Source organism: Sphingorhabdus sp. YGSMI21 (genome assembly GCF_002776575.1).
Lineage (GTDB): Bacteria > Pseudomonadota > Alphaproteobacteria > Sphingomonadales > Sphingomonadaceae > Parasphingorhabdus.
The window spans coordinates 2,143,219-2,165,340 of the sequence record NZ_CP022548.1 but is presented as its reverse complement, the minus strand read 5'-3'; the positions used below and the strand labels follow the sequence as shown (position 1 = coordinate 2,165,340).

The window sequence follows — 22,122 nt, the reverse complement described above, 5'->3', positions numbered from 1 at the left end:
AGTCTTGTGCTCCGCACCTGATGCGGAGCTCTGGAGGCTCAAGGAGGCGTGGCGACGGCAGGGCTCCGCATCAGGTGCGGAGCACAGACCTCATAGCCGGCCGTCCCTGTTCCCTGCCGAAGGGCAGGGCCCAGAATGTTCCTGCGCAATCGTCCGAACTCCGGCCTGCGCCGGAGCACATCCATTTTCGAAGAGATACGTGCCCCGGCGCAGGCCGGGGTCCATCTCTGCTGTTGCGGTGAGAGGGCAGGAAACATTTACGCGCTAAACTCAAGTCTGGTAACACACCCGCCATTGGGCTTGCCGCAAATTCTCGAGATGGGCCCCTGCCTGCGCAGGGGCCCAACAGCCCTAATGCCCGACCACACCCAGACTCTCGAACGGCTTGTCATTCTCGCTATATTTCTCGACCAGCGTCGCGCTGGCCTGGTTCATGCCGATCAGTTCGACCGTCTTGCCCTCGTTTTTCAGGCGCTCGACAATCTTGTCGAGCATGCCGGTCGCGCTGATGTCCCAGAAATGCGCGTCGTGGACATCAATGATGACCTTGTCGATGCCTTCCTCGTTAAACTCCATCGCTTCGTAAAGCATGTCGACCGAGCCGAAGAAAATCTGGCCGCCGAAGACATAGCGATGGGTGGTGACCTCAACGAAATCCTGGATCGTGACCAGTTGCCGGACTTTCCAGGCGAAGAAAATGCCGGACAGCAGCACGCCGGTGAGAACGCCGATCGACAGATCATGGGTCGCCACAACCATGATAACCGTTGCGATCATCACGACATTGGACGGCCATGGATGGTGGGTAATCTCGGTGAAGCTTTTCCAGCGGAAAGTGCTGATCGAGACAAAGATCATCACCGCGACCAGCGCCGGCATCGGGATTTGGCCAACCCACTGGCCCAGCCCGACGATCAGCACGAGCAGCATCACGCCGGCGACAAAGGTCGACAGCCGGCGCCGGCCGCCGGATTTGATATTGATCACCGACTGGCCGATCATCGCGCAGCCGCCCATGCCGCCGATCCAGCCAGTGACGAAATTGGCAATGCCCTGGCCATAGGTTTCGCGCTTCTTGTCGCTGCGGGTCTCGGTCATGTCGTCGACAATCGATGCCGTCAGCAACGATTCGAGCAGGCCGACCGCCGCCATCGCCAGCGAATAAGGCGCGATGATCCGGAGCGTCTCCCAGGTGATCGGGATTTGCGGGATATGCAGCCACGGCAGGCTGTCGGGCAGTTCGCCCATGTCGCCCACGGTGAACACATCGGCCCGGAAATACATGCTGATTCCGGCCAGCACGATGATCGCGGCGAGCGGTGACGGCACCAATGTGGTGATCTTCGGCAAGCCATAAATGATCGCCAGACCCGCGGCGATCATCGCATAGGTCTCCCAGGTAAAGGCTTCGCCGGTCATCTGCGGAATCTGTGCCATGAAAATCAGGATCGCCAGCGCGTTGACGAAGCCGGTGATTACCGAGCGCGATACGAAACGCATCAGCAGGTCGAGCCGCAGGAACGCGGCAATTGCCTGGAATATCCCCATCAGGATCGTCGCGGCGAACAGATATTCGACGCCATGATCGCGGACCAGCGGCACCACGAGCACCGCGACTGCAGCGGTCGCCGCGCTGATCATCCCCGGGCGTCCGCCGACCATCGAGATTATCACGGCGATCGAGAAGCTCGCATAGAGGCCCACGCGCGGATCGACACCCGCGATGATCGCAAAGCCGATAGCCTCGGGAATCAGCGCCAGCGCAACCACCAGTCCGGCCAGAAATTCGGTTTTGGGGTTCGACAGCCAGTCGCGCCGAAAATCGCTGTGAATCGCCATGGGCAGGCTCCATTGGTTGAAAAAATGCTGCGCCGCAGCATTGGAAAGACGTGCCTTTGCCGGAAGGGCAGGATTCAGTCAAGTTTAGCGGACTGGGCTATGCCCTGAATGCAAAGCTTGCGAAAGGTGCTCCGCACTTGATGCGGAGCTTTGGAGGCAAAAGCTTGCGTCGCGACGGCACGGCTCCCGAACTAATGCGAAGCACAACCACACTAACCGCCCATCCTGTTCCCCTGCGCAGGCAGGGGTCCATCACTGCATTTCCGTCTGAAGGGAAGGCGAGGATTCCTCGAAGACGCCAGTCTGGGAGCAAACCATCCATTCCGTGCACCGCAATTTGTCGAGATGGGCCCCGGCCTTCGCCGGGGAACTATCTCACCCGGAAATCCGCCGTTATCGTCGCTACCGCCGCGATCTCCTCTTCATGAGCAATTTCGCGCTCCGGTTCGGCCAGCGCCTGCCGCTCCCAGTCCTGCATAGCCGGATGCGCGATGATATGGTCAACCCACGCCCGCCCCTTTTCGCCGATGTCGAGATCGAAGCTGCGCACGCGATAGGCCACCGGCGCATAAAAGGCATCGACGATGGTGAACCGGTCACCGGCCAGCCATGGCCCGCCAAAATCATCCAGCCCCTGCGCGAACAGTTCGCCGATCCGGTCGAGATTGCGTTGCAGTGCCGGCTCGACCGCGTGCAACCGCGCCCGCACGCCGACATTCATCGGACAGATATTGCGCAGCGGCGCAAAGCCGCCGTGCATTTCCGCCGCCGCACAGCGCGCCCATGTCCGCGCCTTTTCGTCTTCCGGCCAGCAGCCGGGATGCCGCTCCGCCAGATATTCCATGATGGCCAGCGAATCCCAGATGGTTTGACCATTATCTTTCAGACAGGGCACCTGCCCGTTGGGGGCAAAGGTCCGGAACCGGTCATAATTATCTTCTTCGAAATAGATGATCTCGTCCGTAAACGGGATATCCAGCGCCTTCATCAGGACCCATGGCCGCAGCGACCAGCTGGAATAGTTGCGGTTGGCGGTGATCAGCGTGTAGGTCATAAATCTGTTTTCTTTGGTCTGTAAGAGCCGGCGACATTGGCACCTGGCTATGCTAGCACCGACAACGGGAAGATTGAACGATGACTTTATCCAGAAGAGATTTTATCCGCTCCGCCCAGGCCGTAGGCTTATTCTATGCCTCCGTCTCGCTGGCCGGTTGCGCCCGCGCGCACAGCGCCAATCGCGCGTTCACTCTCCTGCCCGATCCGGCCAAACGGCTCGATCTGCCCGAAGGCTTTTCCTATACGTTGATCAGCGAGGCGGGCGGCATGATGTCCGACGGCTTTTACCGTCCCGGCCGTCCCGACGGCATGGCCTGTTTCGCCCATCCGGAAGATACCGACAAATGCATATTGATGCGCAATCACGAGAATTGGAACAGCGTCCCCGTCGGCAGCCCGTTCGGCAAGGGCAATGAACTGCTGGACCGGGTGTCGGACAGCCAACTCTATGACCGCAAGAAAGACGGCTCACCCTTTTTCGGCGGGGTGACCAAGCTCGTCTATGACCTGAAACATAAAAGGATGGAGCGGGATTTTCTGGTGCTGACCGGCACTGCGGCCAATTGCGCCGGCGGTCCGACCCCGTGGGGCAGCTGGCTCAGCTGCGAGGAAGAAATGCTCAAACCGGAAGAGGGACCGGGCAAATATCACGGCTTTGTCTTCGAGACCCCGTCCAGCGCCACCGGCCTGATCGACGCGATCCCGCTGAAGGCCATGGGCCGCTTCGCACATGAAGCCGCTTCGGTGGACCCCAAAACCGGCATAATCTATATGACCGAAGATGCGCGCGACGGCCTGTTCTACCGCTTCATTCCCAATGTGCGCGGCGAGTTGCAGGAAGGGGGGCGTCTGCAGGCGCTGGCGCTGACCAACCGGAAATCCGCCGTCACATCCAACTGGCCCGAGGACTGGGGTGGCAATGCGGAAGAACCCTTTGCCGTCGGCCAGGACTATGTCGTCGAGTGGATCAATCTGGATGATGTCGAGGCGCCGGACGGCGACCTGGCGCAGCGTGGCCATGCCGCTGGCGCCGCCCGCTTCATGCGCGGAGAAGGGCTGGACTATGCGCTGCGCACCGATGGCACGACGGGCGACTTCTATTTCACCTGCACCGAAGGCGGCGCCCAACGCGTCGGCCAGATCTGGCGCTACACGCCCGACCAGAACCCGGACGCCGGTCCGGAGGCCGGCGGATATCTGCAGCTATTCTACGAATCCGCCAACGCCGATTCCCTCGACATGTGCGACAATCTGGTGGTCGCGCCGTGGAACGATATCATCCTCTGCGAAGACGGGCGCGGCGATCAATATCTGCGCGGCCTGACACCCGACGGCAAAATCTACGACATCGCCCGCAACGCCCACAAGGACCAAAGCGAATTCTGCGGCGCCTGCTTCTCGCCCGACGGCACGACGCTGTTCGTCAATGTGCAGGAACCGGGCTATACTTATGCGATCAATGGGCCTTGGGAGACGTTGCGGGGCTAATGGTCGGCAATGGCGGAAATCGGGCTTCTAGCGAATCAATTTGCGTTGCAACGTTTCGGTGCGCTTCTGGATCGTTTGATTGCCGTCGGCATCGGTCGTCGTCAAATGACTGACACGAACGCGTCTGGGATGACTGCCTTCTGTGGCGGGGAAATAGGTCTCGGTGATTGTTCCCGCTAGATCAGCTTGGCACCGCAAATTAGTTGCATCAGCCAATGTCACCTTTTCACCAGTAATCTGGCCAACCACAACGTCGCTCTCGGCTTGTTGCCGACAGATAAAACCTGGGTCGATAGGAAGACGCGCCGTCAAGACCGCCTCGCCTGCCTCCGACGTCGCAGTTTCCAAAATCGCTGAACCAGATGCGCCTTCAACCATGAACTCCGCACCCTCAAAATATTTTGAAGATTCGAGACTATGAGCTTCAAAAATGCTGATAGCGGAGTAGGGGTCGCAATCTATGAGAAAAGCATTCCAAGTGAAAATCCATTGACCGCACACTTCTCGTGTCCAATCAGCCTTCTTCAGCCACGCTTCCAATCTCTCTTCTAGTTCTGGTTCGTTCAACAGGCGAAGCGGGCCATTTATCGGCTTGAATATGCGAGCTGGAAATTTCCATTCCCCGGCTCGGGCCTTATCGGTCGGAAGGTCAATTTCTAACTCAATGCCTTCCGGTGTAAAAGCGATGACGCGCTCAATCATGGTTTGATGACCTGATGAACTACCGGTTTGTTGCCCCTCGCTGTTCATACTGCTGGTTTTATATGATAGCCGGAGTTCATAAACATCACCGACCTGCCGTTCAGATGCGTTTAGCGGCAACAAAGGCGACAAACCAAGCAGCAAAAATGCACCAAGCCATCTGAACATCATCCAGCCCCGATCAGTTCCCGTCCGATCAGCATCCGGCGGATTTCGTTGGTGCCCGCGCCGATGTCGAGCAGCTTGCTGTCCCGCCAATAACGCTCGACCGGCCAGTCGGTGGTGTATCCCGCACCGCCCAGAGCCTGCACGGATTCTTCTGCGACCCGCACGCTGTTTTCGGAGGCCAGCATCACCGCGCCTGCTGCGTCAAAGCGGGTGGTCTGTCCGGCGTCGCAGGCTTTGTTGACATTATAGACATAGCTGCGGGCGCTGTTCAGGCGGACATACATGTCGGCGATTTTGCCCTGCATCAGCTGGAAACTGCCAATCGGCTTGCCGAACTGCTTGCGCTCGCGGACATAGGGGATGACCGTGTCGATGCAGGCCTGCATCAGGCCGAGCGGGATCGCGGCCAATACAGCGCGTTCATAGTCGAGACCGGACATCAGCACGCCGACGCCGCCGTTGAGCGGTCCCATGACATTTTCCTCCGGCACTTCGCAGTCGTCGAACACCAGCTCTGCGGTCGGGCTGCCCTTCATCCCGACTTTCTCGATCTTCTGGCCGATGGAAAAACCCTTCATGTCCTTTTCGATCAGAAAGGCCGTGATCCCGCCCGATCCGGCTTCCGGCCGGGTCTTGGCATAGACCACCAAAGTATCGGCGTCGGTTGAATTGGTGATCCAGAATTTCGTGCCGTTGAGGACATAGCCGCCCTGCACTGCTTCGGCCTTGAGCTTCATCGAAACCACATCAGAGCCGGCCCCCGCCTCGGACATCGCCAGGGCACCGACATGTTCGCCGGAAATCAGCTTCGGCAGATATTTCGCTTTCTGTTCCGCACTGGCCCAGCGACGAATCTGGTTGACGCACAGATTGCTGTGCGCGCCATAGCTGAGGCCGAGCGCCGCGCTGCCGCGACTGACTTCCTCGACCGCGATCGCATGTTCGAGATAGCCGAGCCCGAGACCGCCGTCAGCCTCGTCGACCGTGATTCCGTGCAGGCCGAGATCGCCCATCTGCTCCCACAGCTCGCGCGGGAACCAGTCTTCGCGGTCCATTTTCTGGGCCAAAGGCATGATCTTCTCTTCGGCAAAGCGGCGCGTGGTGTCGCGGATCTGGTCCGCCATTTCGCCAAGCTGGAAATCAAATTGTGGGGTGGCAATCATCTTGAGTCCTCAATGTTTTTCTGGGAGCGGTTTAGCAGATAATATTCGGGTTTCCAGCTTAGTGTGCCCCTGCGAAGGCAGGGGTCCATCTCCTGCTATTGCGTCAAGAACGCAGGTCGGGAGATGGATTCCCGCCTTCGCGGGAACACAAGGGTTTTGCGTTGCTCAATATTCCATCCAATGCCATAGCGCGGCGATGCTCTATAACCTTGCAAAGCCTTTCATCTTCGCGCTCGAAGCGGAGCGCGCCCATGGCCTGACCATCGCCGGACTCAAGACAGTCCCGATGGGCCCCGCGCCGAAATGCGATTCCGTTCTGGCGACCACAGTGGCCGGTCTCGACTTCGTCAACCCGATCGGCATGGCCCCCGGCTTTGACAAGAATGGCGAAGTGCCCGACGCCCTGATCCGCATGGGTTTCGGCTTTGCCGAGGTCGGCACGCTGACCCCGCTGCCGCAAGCGGGCAATCCCAAGCCGCGCATCTTCCGGCTGGTCGAGGACAAGGCGGTGATCAACCGGCTCGGCTTCAACAATCGCGGTCAGCAGGAAGCCCTGCCCCGCCTCGAAAAAATGCGCGGGCGGATGGGCAAGGGCGTGCTCGGCATCAATATCGGCGCGAACAAGGACAGCACGGACCGGATCGCCGACTATGTCATTGGCGCAAAGAATATGGCCCCGCTGGCGGACTATCTGACGGTCAATATCAGTTCGCCCAACACGCCGGGCTTGCGCGCGCTGCAGGACAAGGGCGCTCTGGCCGAGCTGCTGGCCGCCGTGATGGATGCAATGGGAAAATCGAAAGCTCCGGTGTTCCTGAAAGTCGCGCCCGATCTCGAACCGGCCGATATCGACGATATTGTCGATGTTGCGATGGATCAGAAAATCGCCGCGCTGATCATTTCAAACACCACCATCACCCGGCCCGATCTGAAATCCAGCAACCGGTCCGAGACCGGCGGCCTGTCGGGCGCGCCCCTCAAGGGCCTCGCGCTGCAACGCCTCAAGGATTTTCGCAAGGCCAGCGGCGGGAAAATCCCTTTGATCGGGGTCGGCGGCATTGCCACCGCGGAAGACGCCTATGAACGCATCCGCGCCGGTGCCTCGCTGGTCCAGCTCTACACCGCGATGATCTACGAAGGCCCGACCATCGCTGCGGCGATGAACTGCCAGCTGGCCAAATTGCTCAAACGGGACGGTTTTGCCAATATCAGCGAAGCAGTCGGCGCGGCATAAAGCCGGTTGCTACGCTATTCGCCGGTCCCCACCAGCACCACACCTTCCCGGCGCGGGTCGTAGCCGCCATCGACCCTGCCATCGCGGATGATCACGGCGTGCACGCCGCTATCCTCACCCTGCCCCGGTTTCAGATCAATCCCGCGCGCGGCCAGCCCGTCGGCAACGCCCGGCGCGAACTTGTCCAGTTCTCCGCCAAATCTGGGGCCCCGCGCCACCAGATTGGGCAGCGCCAGCGCTTCCTGCATCGACAGGTCCCAGTCGATCGCACCGACCAGCGACTTTGCCACATAGGCAAGAATGCTGTTGCCGCCGGCTGATCCGATAGCGCCGGCGAACTTGCCGTCACTATCGAGCATTATGGTCGGGGTCATCGACGAGCGCGGCCGCTTGCCCGGCGCCACTGCATTGGCGGCAGGATGCCCATCCTCGTCAACGGGGCTGAATGAGAAATCGGTAAGCTGGTTGTTGAGGAAGAAACCGTCGACCATCCGGCCGCTGCCAAAAATCGATTCCACCGTCGTCGTGATCGAAACCACATTGCCCTGGGCATCGCGAACAATGAAATGGGATGTTCCGGCGGGTTCCAATGTCTTGTCCGGAGCGGCCTGCACCGCACCGCGTGGAGTCCCGGCCTGGGGGGGAGAAGTCGCTGCACTCTCGCCGATCAGCGCCGCGCGCGAGGCGACATAGGCCGGTTCCAGCATGCCCTGGACCGGGACCGATGCAAAAGCCGGATCACCGACATATTGATCGCGGTCGGCATACATCAGCCGGCTCGCCTCGGCGAACAGGAACCATGCCTGCGGGTCTTCCGGTCCGCGCGTGGCAATATCGGTTTTTTCCAGCATCGCCAGCAGTTGCAACAGCGCCACTCCGCTCGACGGCGGTGGCGGCACGCAGACCAGATACACGCGATAGGGGTTGCATAGCGCCTCCCGCCTGACCGGCTTGTAGCCGGCCAGATCGGCCATCGTCATCCGGCCTTCGAGCGGCGCGGCGCGGGTCTTGTCAACAATCTTTGCCGCCGTGGACCCGCGATAGAGCGCTTCGGGCCCGTTGGCTGCCAAGCGCCTTACGAAGTCTGCATATTCAGGATTTTTCAGCCGGTCGCCGGTGGTCTTGCGCTCGCCATTGGCTTTGGCAAAATAAGCGGTCGCGTCGGGCGTACTCAGCTGCGGAAAAGGGATCCCCAGAAAGCGTCCCAGACGCGGGCTGATGACAAAACCCTCCTCCGCTGTCCGCTCGGCCGCCGAAAACAGGCTGCTCCAGTCGAGCGCGCCATGGTCCTCATGCACCATCGCCAGCATCGCCACGGCACCCGGCACGCCGGTCGCGCGACCGCTGGTGACGGCATCGCGATAACCCAGCGGCTTGCCGTCCGGCCCCAGGAACATGGTTGGGCTGGCCTGTGCCGGGGCGGTTTCCCGGCCGTCGTAAATGGTCAGCTTGCCCGTCGCGCCGTCCAAATAGGTCAGGAACGCGCCGCCACCGAGCCCGGAGCTTTGCGGTTCGACCAGCGACAGCATCGCCTGCACGGCAATCGCCGCATCTATGGCGCTGCCGCCACGTTTCAGAACATCCTGCCCCGCTTTGGCCGCCAGCGGATTGGCGGCAATAACGAATGGCTCGTCCTGCTGCGTTGCCGGAGCGGCTGACACCGGATTAGTGGCGGTTTCAATTTGCCCGGTCTGGGCACAGGAAGCGGTGAGAAGCGCTGCCGCAGCAGCGATAAGACGGGACATTTTCATATGGGCGGAAGCTATAGACCAGGTCCAACGGCCATGTCCATTGGCAGTGACGGTGCTGGCACCGGCCGGCATGCCGGCAACAGATTTCACCTAAAGAATTGCCCAGCGGTTTCAACCGCGCTAGTCCTTGCTCTATGATCCAAGCCCGGAACCAATCCGGAGCGTGAGAGAGGAAATGTTGCGTGGGCCAGAAACAGCCGAAAAACCGTTATCTCGAAATTGACCAATATTCCAATTTGGTGTCGATGTTCTTCGACCGCGCCAGCCAGGGGGGCGACAAGCCGTTTCTGAGCGCCAAGATCGACGGCGCCTGGCAGGCGATCAGCTGGACCGAAGCGGCGCGGCAGGTTGCGGCGCTGGCCAAGTCGCTGAAACGCATCGGCCTGAAAAAGGGCGACCGGGTGATGCTGGTCTCCGAGAACCGCCCCGAATGGTGTATCGCCGATCTCGGCATCATGGCGGCCGGCTGCATCACCGTGCCGACCTACACCACCAACACCCCCGCCGATCACCAGCATATTCTCGACAATAGCGGCGCCCATGCGGTGATCGTCTCCGACATCAAGCTGGCGAAAAACCTGCTGCCGTCGGTGATCAGCTCCGCCGACGCCAATATCATCATCGGCATCAACGACCTGCGCATCGGCCAGTCCGGCGATTTCGACCTGTACAGCTGGGACAAGCTTGTCCAGGGCAGCGACGCGGATGTCGCCGAAGTGACCGAGCAGGTCGCCAGCATCACCCGCGACGAGACCGCCTGCATCATCTACACCAGCGGCACCGGCGGCAAGCCGCGCGGCGTGATGCAGCATCACGGCGCGATCCTGCACAATACCAAGGGGCCCGCCGAGGTGATCGAAAGCGACTTTGGCTGGGATGACGAGGTCTTCCTCTCCTTCCTGCCGCTCAGCCACGCCTATGAACATAGCGCCGGCCAGTTTTTCCCGATCGGTCTCGGCGCGCAGATTTTCTATTCCGAGGGCCTCGAGAAGCTCGCCTCGAATATCGAGGAAGTGCGCCCGACGATCATGGTCGTCGTCCCGCGCCTGTTCGAAGTGCTCCGCGCGCGGCTGATCAAGACGGTCGAGAAACAGGGCAAGATGCCCAATTATTTGCTCGGCAAGGCGCTCGCCATCGGCGCACGCGAAGCCGAGGGCAAGGGCCGCAAGCGCGACAAGCTAATGGACCTGTTCCTCGACAAGACGCTGCGCCCGAAAGTGCAACAACGCTTTGGCGGACGGATCAAGGCGATGGTCTCCGGCGGCGCCCCGCTCAACCCGGAAATCGGCACCTTCTTCCAGTCGCTCGGGCTCACATTGCTGCAAGGCTATGGCCAGACCGAATCCGGCCCGATCATCGCCTGCAACCGCCCGCGCACCGGCCTGAAAATGGACACGGTTGGCCCGCCGATGGTCGATACCGAAGTGAAGATCGCCGAAGACGGCGAGATCCTGGTCCGCGGCGAGCTGGTCATGCACGGCTATTGGCGCAACCAGGAAGAGACCGACAAGGTGCTGAAGGACGGCTGGCTGCACACCGGCGATATCGGCCATATCGACGAGGCCGGACGCGTCGCGATCACCGACCGCAAGAAGGACCTGATCGTCAACGACAAGGGCGACAATATCGCCCCGCAAAAGGTCGAGGGCATGCTCACCATCCAGCCGGAAATACTGCAGGCGATGATCAGCGGCGACAAGAAACCCTATATGGTCGGCCTGATCGTCCCCGACCCCGAATGGGCGCTCGAATGGTCACGCGAGCAGGGCATGAAATATGACTTCATCGCGCTGCAGGCGAACCCGGCGTTCAAATCCGCGGTGCGCGAAGCGGTAGACCGGGTCAACAAGGACCTCTCGGTCATCGAAAAAGTCCGCCGGTTTGAGTTCGCCGACGAACCCTTCGCGATCGAAAATGAAGAACTGACCCCGAGCATGAAGATCCGCCGGCATGTGATAAGGGAGCGGTATCAAGAGCGGATGGACGGGTTGTATAAGAAGTAGTGGGTTGGGGGGAGTAGGAAAGATGCCTGAAAAGAAGCATTTTTCGTTTAATATATAGGGATTACTGCACCTATCTCTGTAATCCACACCGTAGCCGCAATATAAATGATAATATCTATGTCAGCCGCTTATTTTACCTGCTCTCTTTTTTCGATTGTGTCCTTAACCAAAATAGATGCAAGGACTACAAATATACAAATGGCTTGTATTATAACACGACGATCTGGAGCTAGCTGAAAATTTAACGCGCCTGTGAAGTTGTAGGTAAAATCCAAGAAAAATAGAAACGCAGATATTCCAAGAAAAGTGGCCATAAATCTAAGTTTACTAGATACCCATAATATGTTTCTCATATTTGAAACCACCTAGCGTTGTGAAAAACACCACCCACGGAATATACCATTCCCCTGGTGACAAAAAAAGTTTTTAACAAGTATATCGTCAGTCGCAATAATATGCCTGTTTCCATTGAAGCTTTCAAGCCTCAGTCACTGTAACGAATTACAGGGATATACGGTACCAGTATACCAAACGCACCAATCCCCTCTCCTTCAAGGGAGAGGGTTGCGCAGACTTGGCAGCTTGCTGCCTGGTCGGAGCTGGGTGAGGGTTTACCGCCCCCGAGTTGCACAGCAACCCACCAGCGGAACGCCCTCATCCAACTGCGCCTAATCCTTCGGATAAGGCTTCGTATCCTTCTCCCTCACGGAAGAAGGTGAAGCTCGCTTTGCGTCTTCGTGGCTTCGTGCGAGCCCAATGACGGGAGGATAGACTAACTCGATCACTCGACGTTTCGAGTTTTGGACAGTTGATCTTTTACAAACGCTGGATTGATTAATTAAAATATAGCCTCAGAGCTATTTAAAGGAAAATAGCCTTCAAGCTATATAAAGCCATGACTTGGGACGTTGAGTTTCATGTAGATTTCGAAAGCGAGTTCGCGAAACTCGACGAGGCTGTTCAGGATGAACTGCTCGCGATAACAGGGTTGCTGGAAATCTATGGTCCACAGCTTGACAGGCCGCATGCCGACACCCTATCGGTTCAAGACATGCCAACATGAAGGAACTGCGCTTCAATGCCGCTGACGGCGTATGGCGCGTGGCATTTGCATTTGATCCGGGAGCGGTATCAGGAGCGGCTGGACGGGTTGTATAAGAAGTAGTGGGGGGAGCAAAAGAGACGCAGTCTCGTGTCTTCGGTGAACTTTCGCCATAACCCACAACCAGCTGCATCTGGCGCAACAGGAAAGGATTCTAATGTCGTGTACCCGCGTCCTTAGTGTTTTCACTGGCTCGATGTTAGTCATCAGTTGCTCAGCTTATAGGCCCGAAAATCCCGAATATTTCTCAAAAGTTACCGATCTTTCGATTTGTAAATCTGCAAATATAAAAAACTTTCAATACGGAAAAAATGACTACAGTTCTGATCCAGCGTACGCGGTCAAAATAACCGCTGACAAGCCTTGCCTAGATCGCTTGACGCTTGAAGTGTCCAGAGCCATCGACAAAAAATGTGGGCTGTCGGGATGCTTTGGTCAAGACGGCAACATGGACTTCATTCAGGTAGAAAGAATATCCGCCGATAGGATGATTTTCGTAAAATTGTTTACTTAAAATGACGATGACAGTTGCACCAATCCCCTCTCCCTCAAGGGAGAGGGTTGCGCAGACTTGGCAGCTTGCTGCCTAGGTCGTGGACTCATAAAATCTTAGCCAGAGTCTGGTTGACGCGAGTGCGACGGTGGCGAGGAAGTTTCTGGCGAGCTTGTCGAAGCGGGTGGCACATCTTCGGAAGTGCTTGAGTTTACAGAAGTATCTTTCGACCAGATTGCGCTGACGATATATGTTCGCGGCGACTGAGCGTTGTATCTTGCGATTGCGCTGGGTTGGGATATGGGCTGTGGCACCCATGGCCTCGACCTGTTCGACCAGGGCGCGGGCATCATAACCCCGGTCGGCGACGAGATGGCGTAGGCGTTTCAGGCTGGCGACCAGACCGGCGGCGGCCGCATGATCGGATATCTGGCCTTGCGACAGGGCGAGACGGATTGGCAAGCCCTCGGCATCGACCACGGCATGCAGCTTGGTACTCAGTCCCCCACGAGAGAGACCAATGGCGTGATCGGGAGTGTCATAAATTCCGTGTGTCGTGGGGCTGTTAGACATTATGCCGCCATGGCTTTGATGAAGCGTTCGCCGAAGATAACTGCGAACTGGGCCTTTGCCATGGTCCACTCACGTGGTGGCATTCTCCACTCTTTTTCTGATCTGTTCAAGACCAGATAGAGCAATTTCGTTGCCGCCTCGTCATTGGGGAAGTGCCCTCTGGCCCTGACTGCCCGTCTGAGCTTTGAGTTCAGGGCTTCGATAGCATTCGTCGTGTAGATGATTTTGCGTACCGCCTCGGGAAAGGCGAAGAATGGAATAACTTCATTCCATGCCCGCCGCCAGCTCTGGGCGATGGCGGCATAACGCAGACCCCATTCGCTGGCTTCAAAAGCAGTCAGCGCGTCCTCGGCAGCCTTGGCATCAACAGCGCGGTAAATGGCCTTGAGGGCTGCCGCCAGCGGCTTGCGATCTTTCCATGCCACAAAATCCATGCTGTTACGTAGCAGATGGACGATGCATGTCTGGACGACAGCTTCAGGGAACACCGCTGTTATCGCATCAGGAAATCCCTTGAGACCGTCAACAACGGCCAGCATGATGTCCTCGGTGCCGCGGTTTTTAAGCTCATTCATGACCCGCAGCCAGAATTTGGCACCTTCATTTTGTTCGATCCACAGGCCGAGAACCTCTTTGCGGCCATCGGCGCGGACGCCAAGAGCGATATGGATAGCTTTGCTGCGGACCATGCCTTCATCGCGGATCTTAACGCGAATGGCGTCAAAAAATACCAGCGGATAGGCCGGATCAAGCGGGCGCTGCTGCCAGGCGGTAACTTCCTCCAAAACACCGTCGGTGACGGTCGAGATCAGGTCAGGCGATACGTCGATGCCGTATAGCTCACGCAAATGCCCGGTTATCTCCCGCGTGCTCATCCCGCGCGCATACATGGAGATAATTTTATCATCAAAACCGGGAAACCGGCGCTGGTATTTAGCGATCAACTGCGGATTAAAGCTACCAGCGCGATCGCGCGGCACCTCGATCTCGATCTTGCTGCTATCGGTGATGACACGCTTGCGGCCATAGCCGTTGCGGCTGTTACCAGCCTGTTCGTCGCCGCCCAGATGATAATCCATCTCGGCATTCAGCGCCCGTTCGGCGAGCGCCTTCTTCAGCGAATCCAGCAATCCTCCCTGATCCAGCGCAGAAGCTGCATCGGTGCCTGCTAAAAGTTGATCCAGTAAACCTGCCGGGATCGTCGGCTCTTTGCGTCGTGACATAGTGGGACTCCTTTTTACCCATTATGCCCCACGACACACGGAATTTATGACACTCCCGCGTGATCCGGGCCCCCTTTTTACCACCGCTGGAATGCTGGTGAGCGCGAATGATGGAACTGTCGATAAATGCCATGGATTCTGGCGAACCTGCTGCCAAGGCATTGAATATATTAATCCAAACACCAGCCTTCGCCCATCGGTTGAAGCGATTGTAGACCGTCGTGTACGGGCCATAGCGTGCCGGAAGGTCCCGCCAGGGCGAGCCCGTGCGCAAAATGTAAAAAATACCGTTTAGTACCCGCCGGTCATCCACCCGCGCCACGCCGCGCGGCTTGTTGGGCAATAGCGGAGCGATAATCGACCACTCCGCATCACTCAAATCAAATCGTGCCATGATACACCTCCTCTAAAGACAGTGAATCACATCTATTGCGCTATGGGAATCCCCTTTATGAGTACACAACCTAGTCGGAGCTGGGTGAGGGTTTACCGGCCCCTGTTTGCACGGCAACCCACCAGCGGAAAACCCTCATCCAACTGCGCCTAATCCTTCGGACAAGGCTTCGTATCCTTCTCCCTTACGGGAGAAGGTGAAGGAGACGGCTCCCAGCATATACTTCGCGTCTTCGTGGCTTCGCGCGAGATCGGCGTCGCATGGTCGTCGGCCAGCAGCAAAGGGAACTTTTTCGGGGCGCGCTGGTTGGATGGATATGCAAAACGCACCGAAAAACAGTCAGGATATTTCGCGGCTTCCCGCGCGGGCGCGCTGGAAGCGGGCCGGCAAGGCGAGCGCGATCGGGTTTTTCGCGCGGCGCAAGCCCGGTTGCCTCCGGCGACCAGCGCCAGCGCAAAAGGGCCGGTGACCATCTCTTTCCGGACGATCCTGCTGGTGGTCTTTCTGGCGCTGGCTCTGCGCGGTTACGAATGGATCAGGCACGATTACCGCATGCCATGGACGCCGCTGGCGCTGGCCGCGCCGATCGGGCCGTTTACCACCCGGAAAATCGACGCGCTTGCCGACGATACGCCCTTTTGCCATGCGCTGCTCGAGGAGGCGGCCATCAGCTATTCACCCCTGCCGCCGGTCACCGCCGGCCCGCAATGCGGCTATGACAATGGGGTCACGCTCACCCGCGACCAGCCGCAGGCGATCGCCTATAGCCCCGCCGCCAAAACCAGTTGCCCGATGGCGGTCAGCCTGGTGTTGTGGGAAAATCAGATCGTCAAAGCCGCCGCTGCCCGCCATCTCGGCAGCACGGTCGCGTCGATCTCCACGTATGGCAGTTACAGCTGCCGGCGGATCGGCGGCGGGCAGACGGGCAATTACAGCGAACATGCCACGGCCAACGCGATCGACATCGCCGCCTTCCGCCTCGCCGACGGGCGCACGGTCTCGGTTGCCGGCCACTGGAACGCGGATGACGAGCGGTCGCGCTTTCTCAGGGAGGTGCGCGACGGCGCCTGCACCCTGTTCGCGACGACCCTGTCACCGGACTATAACGAGGCGCATGCGGATCACCTGCATTTCGATCAAGCGAGCCGCGGCGGCTCGCAATTTTGCCAGTAATATTACGTATCCCGCGCCCGCAAGCGAGGAGCTAGAGCGATATCGGGAGCGGGCCCGATGTTCCGTCAATGATGATCGCTCCTCCGATTGATTTGGAACAGGATCGCTCCCCGCACGTAGGTTTCACAACAGGAAAACAGAAAAGGAAATCCCCATGGTAGACAAGAGCCAGATCAAGGAACATATGGAAGTCATCGGCGCGGACGGCGTGCACGTCGGCATTGTTGACCATCTCGACGATAGCGGCGAGCGGATCAAGCTGACCAAGCAAGACAGCCCGCAGACCCAGAGCGGCAAAGGCGCTTCCCATCACTTTCTGCCCGTCGGCCTGATTGCCGAATTCGAAGGCGACAAGATCCGCCTCTCGGCAACCGGCGAAAATGCGGTCAATATGTTTGAAGAAGATAAATAGGCCGACTGAATTAGCAGTAACATTATGCCAGCGGCTCTGCCCCCTCTCCCTCAAGGGAGAGGGTTGTGCAGACTTGGCAGCTTGCTGCCTAGTCGGAGCTGGGTGAGGGTTTACCGGACCACGATCGCACAACAACCCGGCAGCGGAACAGCCTCATCCAACTGCGCCTATCCTTCTCCCTCGCGGGAGAAGGCAATCCCCCGCGCTAGGTAGCTATACGGATTGGCCCTTCTGGCGAAACCGGTGAAATATGGCGGCTGGCCAACAGGGGACATATCAGTGAACAGCAAGGCAAGCGCCATTGTCGATCGCATCCGCGAACTGGAAGCGGAGCTTGAAGTGCGGGTCGCCGAGGAACGGGCCGAGATGGGCGAGCGGCTGGACAAGGGGCGGGCGGAACTCGACCGCGATCTCGAGGCGATGCACCGGTCGCTGCGCGTCGGAGTGCTGCGCTATATATCCGAGGCGCAGATTTCGGTGATCCTTACGGCGCCGTTCATCTATGCGCTGCTGCTGCCCTTTGCCTTTCTCGACCTGTCGGTCTCAATCTATCAGGCGGTCTGCTTTCGCGCCTACGGGATCGAGCGCGTCCGGCGGCGCGACTATATCGTCTATGACCGCGGGAAACTGTCCTATCTGAACGCGATCGAGAAGATCAACTGCACCTATTGCAGCTATGCCAATGGCGTGATCGCCTATGTCCGGGAGGTCGCCGGACGCACCGAGCAATATTGGTGCCCGATCAAGCATGCGCTAAAGGTCCGCGGCCAGCACAAGCGGCAGCGCCTGTTCGAGGAATATGGCGACGGTGCGGACTATCAGAAGCGTCTGGCAAAACATCGTGCTGCCCTGAAAACGGACGAAAAGGCGGAGAGACGGGACAAGGACCCCGGACTATGAACCGGCCGCCACTCCCCGGTCGGAAGCAACAGGCCGCGCCAGCCACTGCCCTGGCTTCGCGCGATCCCGTTTCCGATATGGCATCAGCGGCTGGCTATTTTGAACCGACCGAGAGATCCTTGGTATAGGGCACGAAATCGCCGAAGGTGCAGCTGCCCATGGTCGCCCCGCTCATATTGTCGATCAGCTGGATAATCTCTCCGGAACAGAGCGAGCTGGTCGTGCGCCGGTAGGACAGGATATAGCGGTCCGCACCGGGGCATCCGCCGGGCGGCTTGTTGATATAGATGGTCTTCGCGTTGCGGCGGGACGAGAAGATCAATATGTCGTCGCTGATCACCGTCATATTGCGCTGGTCGTTACGGTTGATGCAGGATTTCGCCTTGCCGGCGCTGCGCCCTTCAAGCTGTTTGTCGAGCTTCGCCTGCTGTTTTTCGGTGAGCTCGACCTTTTCCCCGCCGGTCGCGGGCGCGGCGAGCAGCATCGCCGCAGGAATGGCCAAAAGCAGTTTTTTCATCATCCGTCTCCTGTTGTCGATCCCTATCGTTCCGCCTTATAGCAGAATGTCGGCTGAACCGGCGATGAAACGGTCGGGGTTTCAGAAACTATCCTTGGCCGTCCGCCGTGCGCCCAGTTCCTCGGCCGAGGCCGCCCGCATGAACGGATTGGTGGCGCGTTCCTGCCGGATCGTTGTCGGCACCGTGGCTTCGCCCCGCGCGCGCAGGGTCAGAACCTCCGCCATCCGCTCCTTCAGCGCCAGATTGTCGGGTTCGGCGACCAGCGCATATTCACCGTTGCTCTGCGTATATTCATGCGCGCAATAGATTCGCGTGGCATCGGGCAGCGCCTCCAGCTTGCGCATATTGTCATACATCTGCTCGGCCGTGCCTTCGAACAATCGTCCGCAGCCCATGGCAAACAGCGTGTCACCGACAAATGCCACTTTTTCCGACGGGATGTGGAAGGCGATATGACCGGCGGTATGGGCCGGCACGTCGATAACCTCGGCGGTCACGTCGCCGAGCTTGACCGTATCGCCCTCTTTCACCAGCACATCGAGCGTCGGGATGCGTTCTTTCTCGGCGTCCGGGCCGGTGATCCGGCAGCCGGTCGCATCCTTGATCGCGGCATTGCCGCCGGTGTGATCGGGATGCCAGTGGGTGTTCCAGATCTGGGTGATGGTCCAACCGCGCTTTTCGGCTTCGGCCAGCACCGGTTCGGCGACCGCGGGATCGACGACCATCGTCTCCCCCGATTCCGGTTCGTGGACCAACCAGACATAATTGTCTGACAATACGGCTATTCGGATGATTTCAAGCATGGCCGTCAAATTACCCCGCAAAATTAATGCTGTCGATGCTTAACCGCAAAATAAGAGTTTTACCCTAATCGCACGGGCTGTGCAGCATTGATTTTGGAAAGGGGCGTCAATTGCGCTTGCTTGTCGCATTTCTGGCCTTTTTGTGCCTCTGTTCCCCTGCCCTTGCCCAGGTCCAGATGGCTGGAAAGCTGTGCACGCAGAGCAGCGCTGCGGATATGTCCGCCGCGACCCTGCTGAAATCGGGCAAGCCCTTTGATTGTTCCGACAATAAATATGCCCTCGAAGGCCCGCGGGTCTGGGTCAAGGTCCCGTTTCTTGACGACCGGCTCCCGCCGGGTACGGTCGAGGTCCAGGGCGACAATAACGGCCTGACCACGATGCAGGTCCACGCGCTGCTCGACAATGGCACGCTGCTCTCTTCACGCTTCTCCGAGCAGGAGGTGATCGACAGCTGGCGACCAAAGGGACATTACGGGCTCGCCGTGCCGGGTACGGACAATCCCGAGCTGCGAAGCCGGATAACCCATGTCTATCTGGCGATCGACGAACCGAAAGTGGCCAGCAGCATTTCGCTGATCCAGCTTGCGTCGAAAGAGAAATGGGACGGCCTGAAGCTGCCGCTCTCGATCATGTTCGGGGTGTTGTGCGGGATGGCAATCATGCCGCTTTTCTATCATGCTTTTTTCTACGGCGCCCTGCGTTACAGCTTCATGTTGTGGCACAGCGCGATGATCGCGGCGACCGTGGTCTATACTTTCAGTTCGTCCGGCCTGATATTCCTCGCCTTCCCCGGAACCGGCCTGCTGACCAAGATGCTGATCAACTATTGGGCCCTGGCGATCGCGGTTGCTGCCAGCGGCGTTTTTCTGGTGCGCTTCGTCGAACAGGGAAAGATCGCCCCATGGCTGCGTACGGGCATTTTGGTCTCGTCCTTTCTGCCGGTCATCGTGACCGCTCTCGTCCTGCGGATCAATGATGGCTATGATATGGAAGCCCGCAACTATTATCACGCGTCTTTCCTGCCCGCATTTTTTATCGTCCTCTACGCGATGGGGCACGCGCTGCGCCGCGGCAGCAGGGCGATCTGGTACCAGATCGTCGGCTGGACGCCGATCGTGATGTTCGGACTGGACCGGGTAGCGCGGGGCATGGACCTCTATATCGGCTGGCCGGCGCTTGACTACGGGCTCTATTTCGCGCTGGTGATGGAGACCATCATCCTCGCGCTCGGCGTGGCCAACCGGATTTTCCACTTGCGCAAGCAGCACAAGAGCACCTTGCGCAAACAGGTGGAGCTGACCCTGCTCGCCGATACCGACGGGCTGACCATGATGAACAACCGCCGGTCCTTCGAGCGCGCGTTCCGGCAGAACCAGCGCGATCACCGCTACAGCCATCTTGCGATAATCGACATCGACTTTTTCAAGCGGGTCAACGACCGTTATGGCCACGAGGTCGGCGACGAAGTGCTGCGGGTTGTCGGCAGGCTGCTGGACGGGACCGGGCATTTTGCCGCACGGATCGGCGGCGAGGAATTCACTCTCCTGATCAAGGACGATGGCCGGGAAAAGCGGAGAAACTATCCGGCAAATGAGCTGGCCGAAATCTGCGAGGCGCTGATCAAAGCGGTGCACGAGGAAGTACCGGAAATCCGGGAGCCGGTCACATTTTCGGTCGGTGTCGCGGCAATCGCCCGGCGCGTTACGCTGCGCAGCGTGATGGCAACCGCAGACAGGCGTCTTTATGATGCAAAGGGCAACGGCCGCAACCAGATTGTCTGGATCGATATTTCGGCGTCGAAACCGGCCAGCCCGGCCGGCACCGCTTCGGTCTAGATCAGACGCTTACCACTCGCCGATATTTTCCATGCTCGCCCAGGGTTCCTGCACCGGCAGCCGGTCGCCTTTCTGCAGCAGTTCGACCGAAATATTGTCCGGCGAGCGCACGAAGGCCATATGGCCGTCACGCGGCGGACGGTTGATCGTCACGCCAGCATCCATCAGGCTCTGGCACAGGGCGTAGATATCGTCGACCGCATAAGCGAGATGGCCGAAATTGCGGCCGCCGCCATATTGCTCCGGTTCGCTGCCGTCTTCGGCGGGCCAGTTATAGGTCAGTTCAACCTCGGCCACATCCTTCTGCCCCGGCGCAGCGAGAAAGATCAATGTGAAGCGGCCCTGCTCGCTGTCGTAGCGGCGCACCTCCTCGAGACCCAGCAGCCCGAAAAAGGCAACGGTCGCCTCCGGGTCGCTGACCCTGAGCATGGTGTGCAGATATTTTATGGCCACAATATTCTCCGTTCGTCGCTATTCAGAAACGGTTCATCGCTGCTACAGCAGAGACGAACCGGGTCATTTGCAACAGCCTAAGCGGCTTTGGGACGGAGGGAAAGAGAGATGAGCGAGAAATTTATCGAGAGCAGGAACAAGGTCTGGCTGGCGAGCGCCGCTTTGCTGACGGTCGGGCTGGTGGCTGGCGGCTATCTGCTGGGCGACGGGCTGCTGCGCGCGAAGATGGCGGACCGCAGCGTCACCGTGCGCGGCCTGGCCGAGCGCGATGTAACCGCCGACCTCGCCACCTGGACCATTGCCTATAGCGCCCAGTCCACCGACCTGCAGAGCGCCCAGACCGATATCGATCGCGACACAACCGCAATCACCTCATTTTTCAAGGAGCTCGGTTTCGAGGCCGACGCGCTCAAACCGACCGGCGCCAATGTGAATCAATATAGCAGCAACGGTATCCCCCAATATACCATCCGCCAGCGGCTGAGCCTGCGCACCAATGATATCGACAAGGCACAGGCCGCCGTTGCCCGTCAATTTGATCTGGTCCGGCGCGGCGTCGTCCTCGAGGACGGGTCGGGGATGAGCTATACGTTCACCAAGCTCGACGAGATCAAACCGGAAATGGTCGCCGAAGCCACCAAGGACGCGCGCAAGTCGGCCGAACAATTTGCCAAGGACAGCGGCACCGATGTCGGTGGCATCAAATCTGCCACCCAGGGCTATTTCAGCATCAACAGCCGCGATGGCGATGCCGGCGGCTATGGCGTGACCGACACGCCGTACAAGAAGGTGCGCGTGGTCACGACGGTGAATTTCTATCTGGATTGATGCGGCACAGC

Annotated in this window: 19 protein-coding genes and 1 pseudogene; 8 read left to right on the top strand and 12 right to left on the bottom strand. The window is 59.0% G+C overall.

Annotation, left to right across the window (positions count from 1 at the left end; all coding sequences use genetic code 11):
- Positions 1 to 351: 351 nt before the first annotated feature.
- Positions 352 to 1,839 (bottom strand): SulP family inorganic anion transporter, encoded by a 1,488-nt coding sequence (locus tag CHN51_RS10575; protein WP_100093980.1) that lies wholly within the window; start codon positions 1,837 to 1,839, stop codon positions 352 to 354.
- A 370-nt stretch (positions 1,840 to 2,209) separates the two neighbouring features.
- Complete coding sequence (locus CHN51_RS10570; protein ID WP_100093979.1) at positions 2,210 to 2,893, bottom strand: glutathione S-transferase family protein; 684 nt, start codon at positions 2,891 to 2,893, stop codon at positions 2,210 to 2,212.
- A gap of 80 nt (positions 2,894 to 2,973) precedes the next feature.
- Between CHN51_RS10570 and CHN51_RS10565 the strand changes: the two genes are divergently transcribed.
- Complete coding sequence (locus tag CHN51_RS10565) at positions 2,974 to 4,383, top strand: alkaline phosphatase PhoX (protein WP_100093978.1); 1,410 nt, start codon at positions 2,974 to 2,976, stop codon at positions 4,381 to 4,383.
- Between the two features lie 27 nt (positions 4,384 to 4,410).
- Here the strand turns inward: CHN51_RS10565 and CHN51_RS10560 are convergent, their stop codons facing one another.
- Positions 4,411 to 5,256, bottom strand: coding sequence for a hypothetical protein (locus CHN51_RS10560; RefSeq protein WP_100093977.1), 846 nt, complete (start codon positions 5,254 to 5,256; stop codon positions 4,411 to 4,413).
- On the bottom strand, positions 5,253 to 6,416 hold the full coding sequence (locus tag CHN51_RS10555) for an isovaleryl-CoA dehydrogenase (protein ID WP_100093976.1): 1,164 nt from the start codon (positions 6,414 to 6,416) through the stop codon (positions 5,253 to 5,255). The genes CHN51_RS10560 and CHN51_RS10555 overlap by 4 nt, the downstream gene beginning before the upstream one ends.
- Positions 6,417 to 6,612: 196 nt before the next feature.
- Between CHN51_RS10555 and CHN51_RS10550 the strand changes: the two genes are divergently transcribed.
- Complete coding sequence (locus tag CHN51_RS10550; protein ID WP_100093975.1) at positions 6,613 to 7,650, top strand: quinone-dependent dihydroorotate dehydrogenase; 1,038 nt, start codon at positions 6,613 to 6,615, stop codon at positions 7,648 to 7,650.
- A gap of 14 nt (positions 7,651 to 7,664) precedes the next feature.
- Here CHN51_RS10550 and CHN51_RS10545 read toward each other — a convergent pair whose 3' ends face one another.
- Positions 7,665 to 9,491, bottom strand: coding sequence for a gamma-glutamyltransferase family protein (locus tag CHN51_RS10545; protein ID WP_240616695.1), 1,827 nt, complete (start codon positions 9,489 to 9,491; stop codon positions 7,665 to 7,667).
- 155 nt (positions 9,492 to 9,646) lie between these two features.
- Between CHN51_RS10545 and CHN51_RS10540 the strand changes: the two genes are divergently transcribed.
- A complete protein-coding gene (locus CHN51_RS10540) occupies positions 9,647 to 11,404 on the top strand; it encodes an AMP-dependent synthetase/ligase (protein ID WP_100095575.1) in 1,758 nt (585 codons plus the stop codon).
- Positions 11,405 to 12,287: 883 nt separating this feature from the next.
- Here CHN51_RS10540 and CHN51_RS20205 read toward each other — a convergent pair.
- The 4 genes and pseudogenes from CHN51_RS20205 to CHN51_RS20195 form a co-directional block, all read right to left on the bottom strand.
- The gene (locus CHN51_RS20205; RefSeq protein ID WP_240616694.1) at positions 12,288 to 12,431 is read right to left on the bottom strand and encodes a hypothetical protein; all 144 of its coding nucleotides are present in this window, start codon (positions 12,429 to 12,431) and stop codon (positions 12,288 to 12,290) included.
- Positions 12,432 to 13,092: 661 nt separating this feature from the next.
- Positions 13,093 to 13,572 carry an IS5 family transposase gene (locus CHN51_RS10520; protein WP_100093972.1) on the bottom strand — a complete coding sequence of 160 codons (480 nt, stop codon included), beginning with the start codon at positions 13,570 to 13,572 and terminating at the stop codon, positions 13,093 to 13,095.
- Positions 13,572 to 14,795, bottom strand: coding sequence for an IS256 family transposase (locus tag CHN51_RS10515; protein ID WP_100093971.1), 1,224 nt, complete (start codon positions 14,793 to 14,795; stop codon positions 13,572 to 13,574). The genes CHN51_RS10520 and CHN51_RS10515 overlap by 1 nt, the downstream gene beginning before the upstream one ends.
- A gap of 64 nt (positions 14,796 to 14,859) precedes the next feature.
- Positions 14,860 to 15,189: pseudogene (locus tag CHN51_RS20195) on the bottom strand (IS5 family transposase); the annotation flags it as partial.
- Between the two features lie 306 nt (positions 15,190 to 15,495).
- Here CHN51_RS20195 and CHN51_RS10505 point away from each other — a divergent pair.
- The 3 genes from CHN51_RS10505 (at position 15,496) to CHN51_RS10495 (ending at position 17,674) form a co-directional block, all read left to right on the top strand.
- A complete protein-coding gene (locus CHN51_RS10505; protein WP_240616692.1) occupies positions 15,496 to 16,362 on the top strand; it encodes an extensin family protein in 867 nt (288 codons plus the stop codon).
- 154 nt (positions 16,363 to 16,516) lie between these two features.
- A complete protein-coding gene (locus CHN51_RS10500) occupies positions 16,517 to 16,774 on the top strand; it encodes a DUF2171 domain-containing protein (RefSeq protein ID WP_100093969.1) in 258 nt (85 codons plus the stop codon).
- A gap of 279 nt (positions 16,775 to 17,053) precedes the next feature.
- Positions 17,054 to 17,674: a hypothetical protein gene (locus CHN51_RS10495; protein WP_100095571.1), complete on the top strand. Its 621-nt coding sequence runs from the start codon at positions 17,054 to 17,056 to the stop codon at positions 17,672 to 17,674.
- Positions 17,675 to 17,768: 94 nt separating this feature from the next.
- Here CHN51_RS10495 and CHN51_RS10490 read toward each other — a convergent pair whose 3' ends face one another.
- Positions 17,769 to 18,194: a hypothetical protein gene (locus CHN51_RS10490; protein WP_100093968.1), complete on the bottom strand. Its 426-nt coding sequence runs from the start codon at positions 18,192 to 18,194 to the stop codon at positions 17,769 to 17,771.
- A 78-nt stretch (positions 18,195 to 18,272) separates the two neighbouring features.
- Positions 18,273 to 18,995, bottom strand: a complete 723-nt coding sequence (gene gloB, locus CHN51_RS10485; RefSeq protein ID WP_100093967.1) for a hydroxyacylglutathione hydrolase — start codon at positions 18,993 to 18,995, stop codon at positions 18,273 to 18,275.
- A gap of 215 nt (positions 18,996 to 19,210) precedes the next feature.
- Between gloB and CHN51_RS10480 the strand changes: the two genes are divergently transcribed.
- Complete coding sequence (locus CHN51_RS10480) at positions 19,211 to 20,830, top strand: diguanylate cyclase (RefSeq protein ID WP_164089121.1); 1,620 nt, start codon at positions 19,211 to 19,213, stop codon at positions 20,828 to 20,830.
- Between the two features lie 9 nt (positions 20,831 to 20,839).
- Here CHN51_RS10480 and CHN51_RS10475 read toward each other — a convergent pair whose 3' ends face one another.
- Positions 20,840 to 21,259: a VOC family protein gene (locus CHN51_RS10475; RefSeq protein WP_100095570.1), complete on the bottom strand. Its 420-nt coding sequence runs from the start codon at positions 21,257 to 21,259 to the stop codon at positions 20,840 to 20,842.
- Between the two features lie 132 nt (positions 21,260 to 21,391).
- Here CHN51_RS10475 and CHN51_RS10470 point away from each other — a divergent pair, with 132 nt between their 5' ends.
- Complete coding sequence (locus CHN51_RS10470; RefSeq protein WP_100093965.1) at positions 21,392 to 22,111, top strand: SIMPL domain-containing protein; 720 nt, start codon at positions 21,392 to 21,394, stop codon at positions 22,109 to 22,111.
- The last annotated feature ends 11 nt before the right edge of the window (positions 22,112 to 22,122 follow it).

Coding starts and splice junctions, on each gene's coding strand:
- CHN51_RS10480 (WP_164089121.1), top strand. CDS start 19,211: ATGTCCGCCGCGACCCTGCTGAAATCGGGCAAGCCCTTTGATTGTTCC.
- CHN51_RS10550 (WP_100093975.1), top strand. CDS start 6,613: ATGCTCTATAACCTTGCAAAGCCTTTCATCTTCGCGCTCGAAGCGGAG.
- CHN51_RS10555 (WP_100093976.1), bottom strand. CDS start 6,416: ATGATTGCCACCCCACAATTTGATTTCCAGCTTGGCGAAATGGCGGAC.
- CHN51_RS10565 (WP_100093978.1), top strand. CDS start 2,974: ATGACTTTATCCAGAAGAGATTTTATCCGCTCCGCCCAGGCCGTAGGC.
- CHN51_RS10540 (WP_100095575.1), top strand. CDS start 9,647: ATGTTCTTCGACCGCGCCAGCCAGGGGGGCGACAAGCCGTTTCTGAGC.
- CHN51_RS10500 (WP_100093969.1), top strand. CDS start 16,517: ATGGTAGACAAGAGCCAGATCAAGGAACATATGGAAGTCATCGGCGCG.
- CHN51_RS10470 (WP_100093965.1), top strand. CDS start 21,392: ATGAGCGAGAAATTTATCGAGAGCAGGAACAAGGTCTGGCTGGCGAGC.
- CHN51_RS10575 (WP_100093980.1), bottom strand. CDS start 1,839: ATGGCGATTCACAGCGATTTTCGGCGCGACTGGCTGTCGAACCCCAAA.
- gloB (WP_100093967.1), bottom strand. CDS start 18,995: ATGCTTGAAATCATCCGAATAGCCGTATTGTCAGACAATTATGTCTGG.
- CHN51_RS10560 (WP_100093977.1), bottom strand. CDS start 5,256: ATGATGTTCAGATGGCTTGGTGCATTTTTGCTGCTTGGTTTGTCGCCT.
- CHN51_RS10570 (WP_100093979.1), bottom strand. CDS start 2,893: ATGACCTACACGCTGATCACCGCCAACCGCAACTATTCCAGCTGGTCG.
- CHN51_RS10520 (WP_100093972.1), bottom strand. CDS start 13,572: ATGTCTAACAGCCCCACGACACACGGAATTTATGACACTCCCGATCAC.
- CHN51_RS20205 (WP_240616694.1), bottom strand. CDS start 12,431: ATGCGGCCTGTCAAGCTGTGGACCATAGATTTCCAGCAACCCTGTTAT.
- CHN51_RS10475 (WP_100095570.1), bottom strand. CDS start 21,259: ATGCTCAGGGTCAGCGACCCGGAGGCGACCGTTGCCTTTTTCGGGCTG.
- CHN51_RS10515 (WP_100093971.1), bottom strand. CDS start 14,795: ATGTCACGACGCAAAGAGCCGACGATCCCGGCAGGTTTACTGGATCAA.
- CHN51_RS10490 (WP_100093968.1), bottom strand. CDS start 18,194: ATGATGAAAAAACTGCTTTTGGCCATTCCTGCGGCGATGCTGCTCGCC.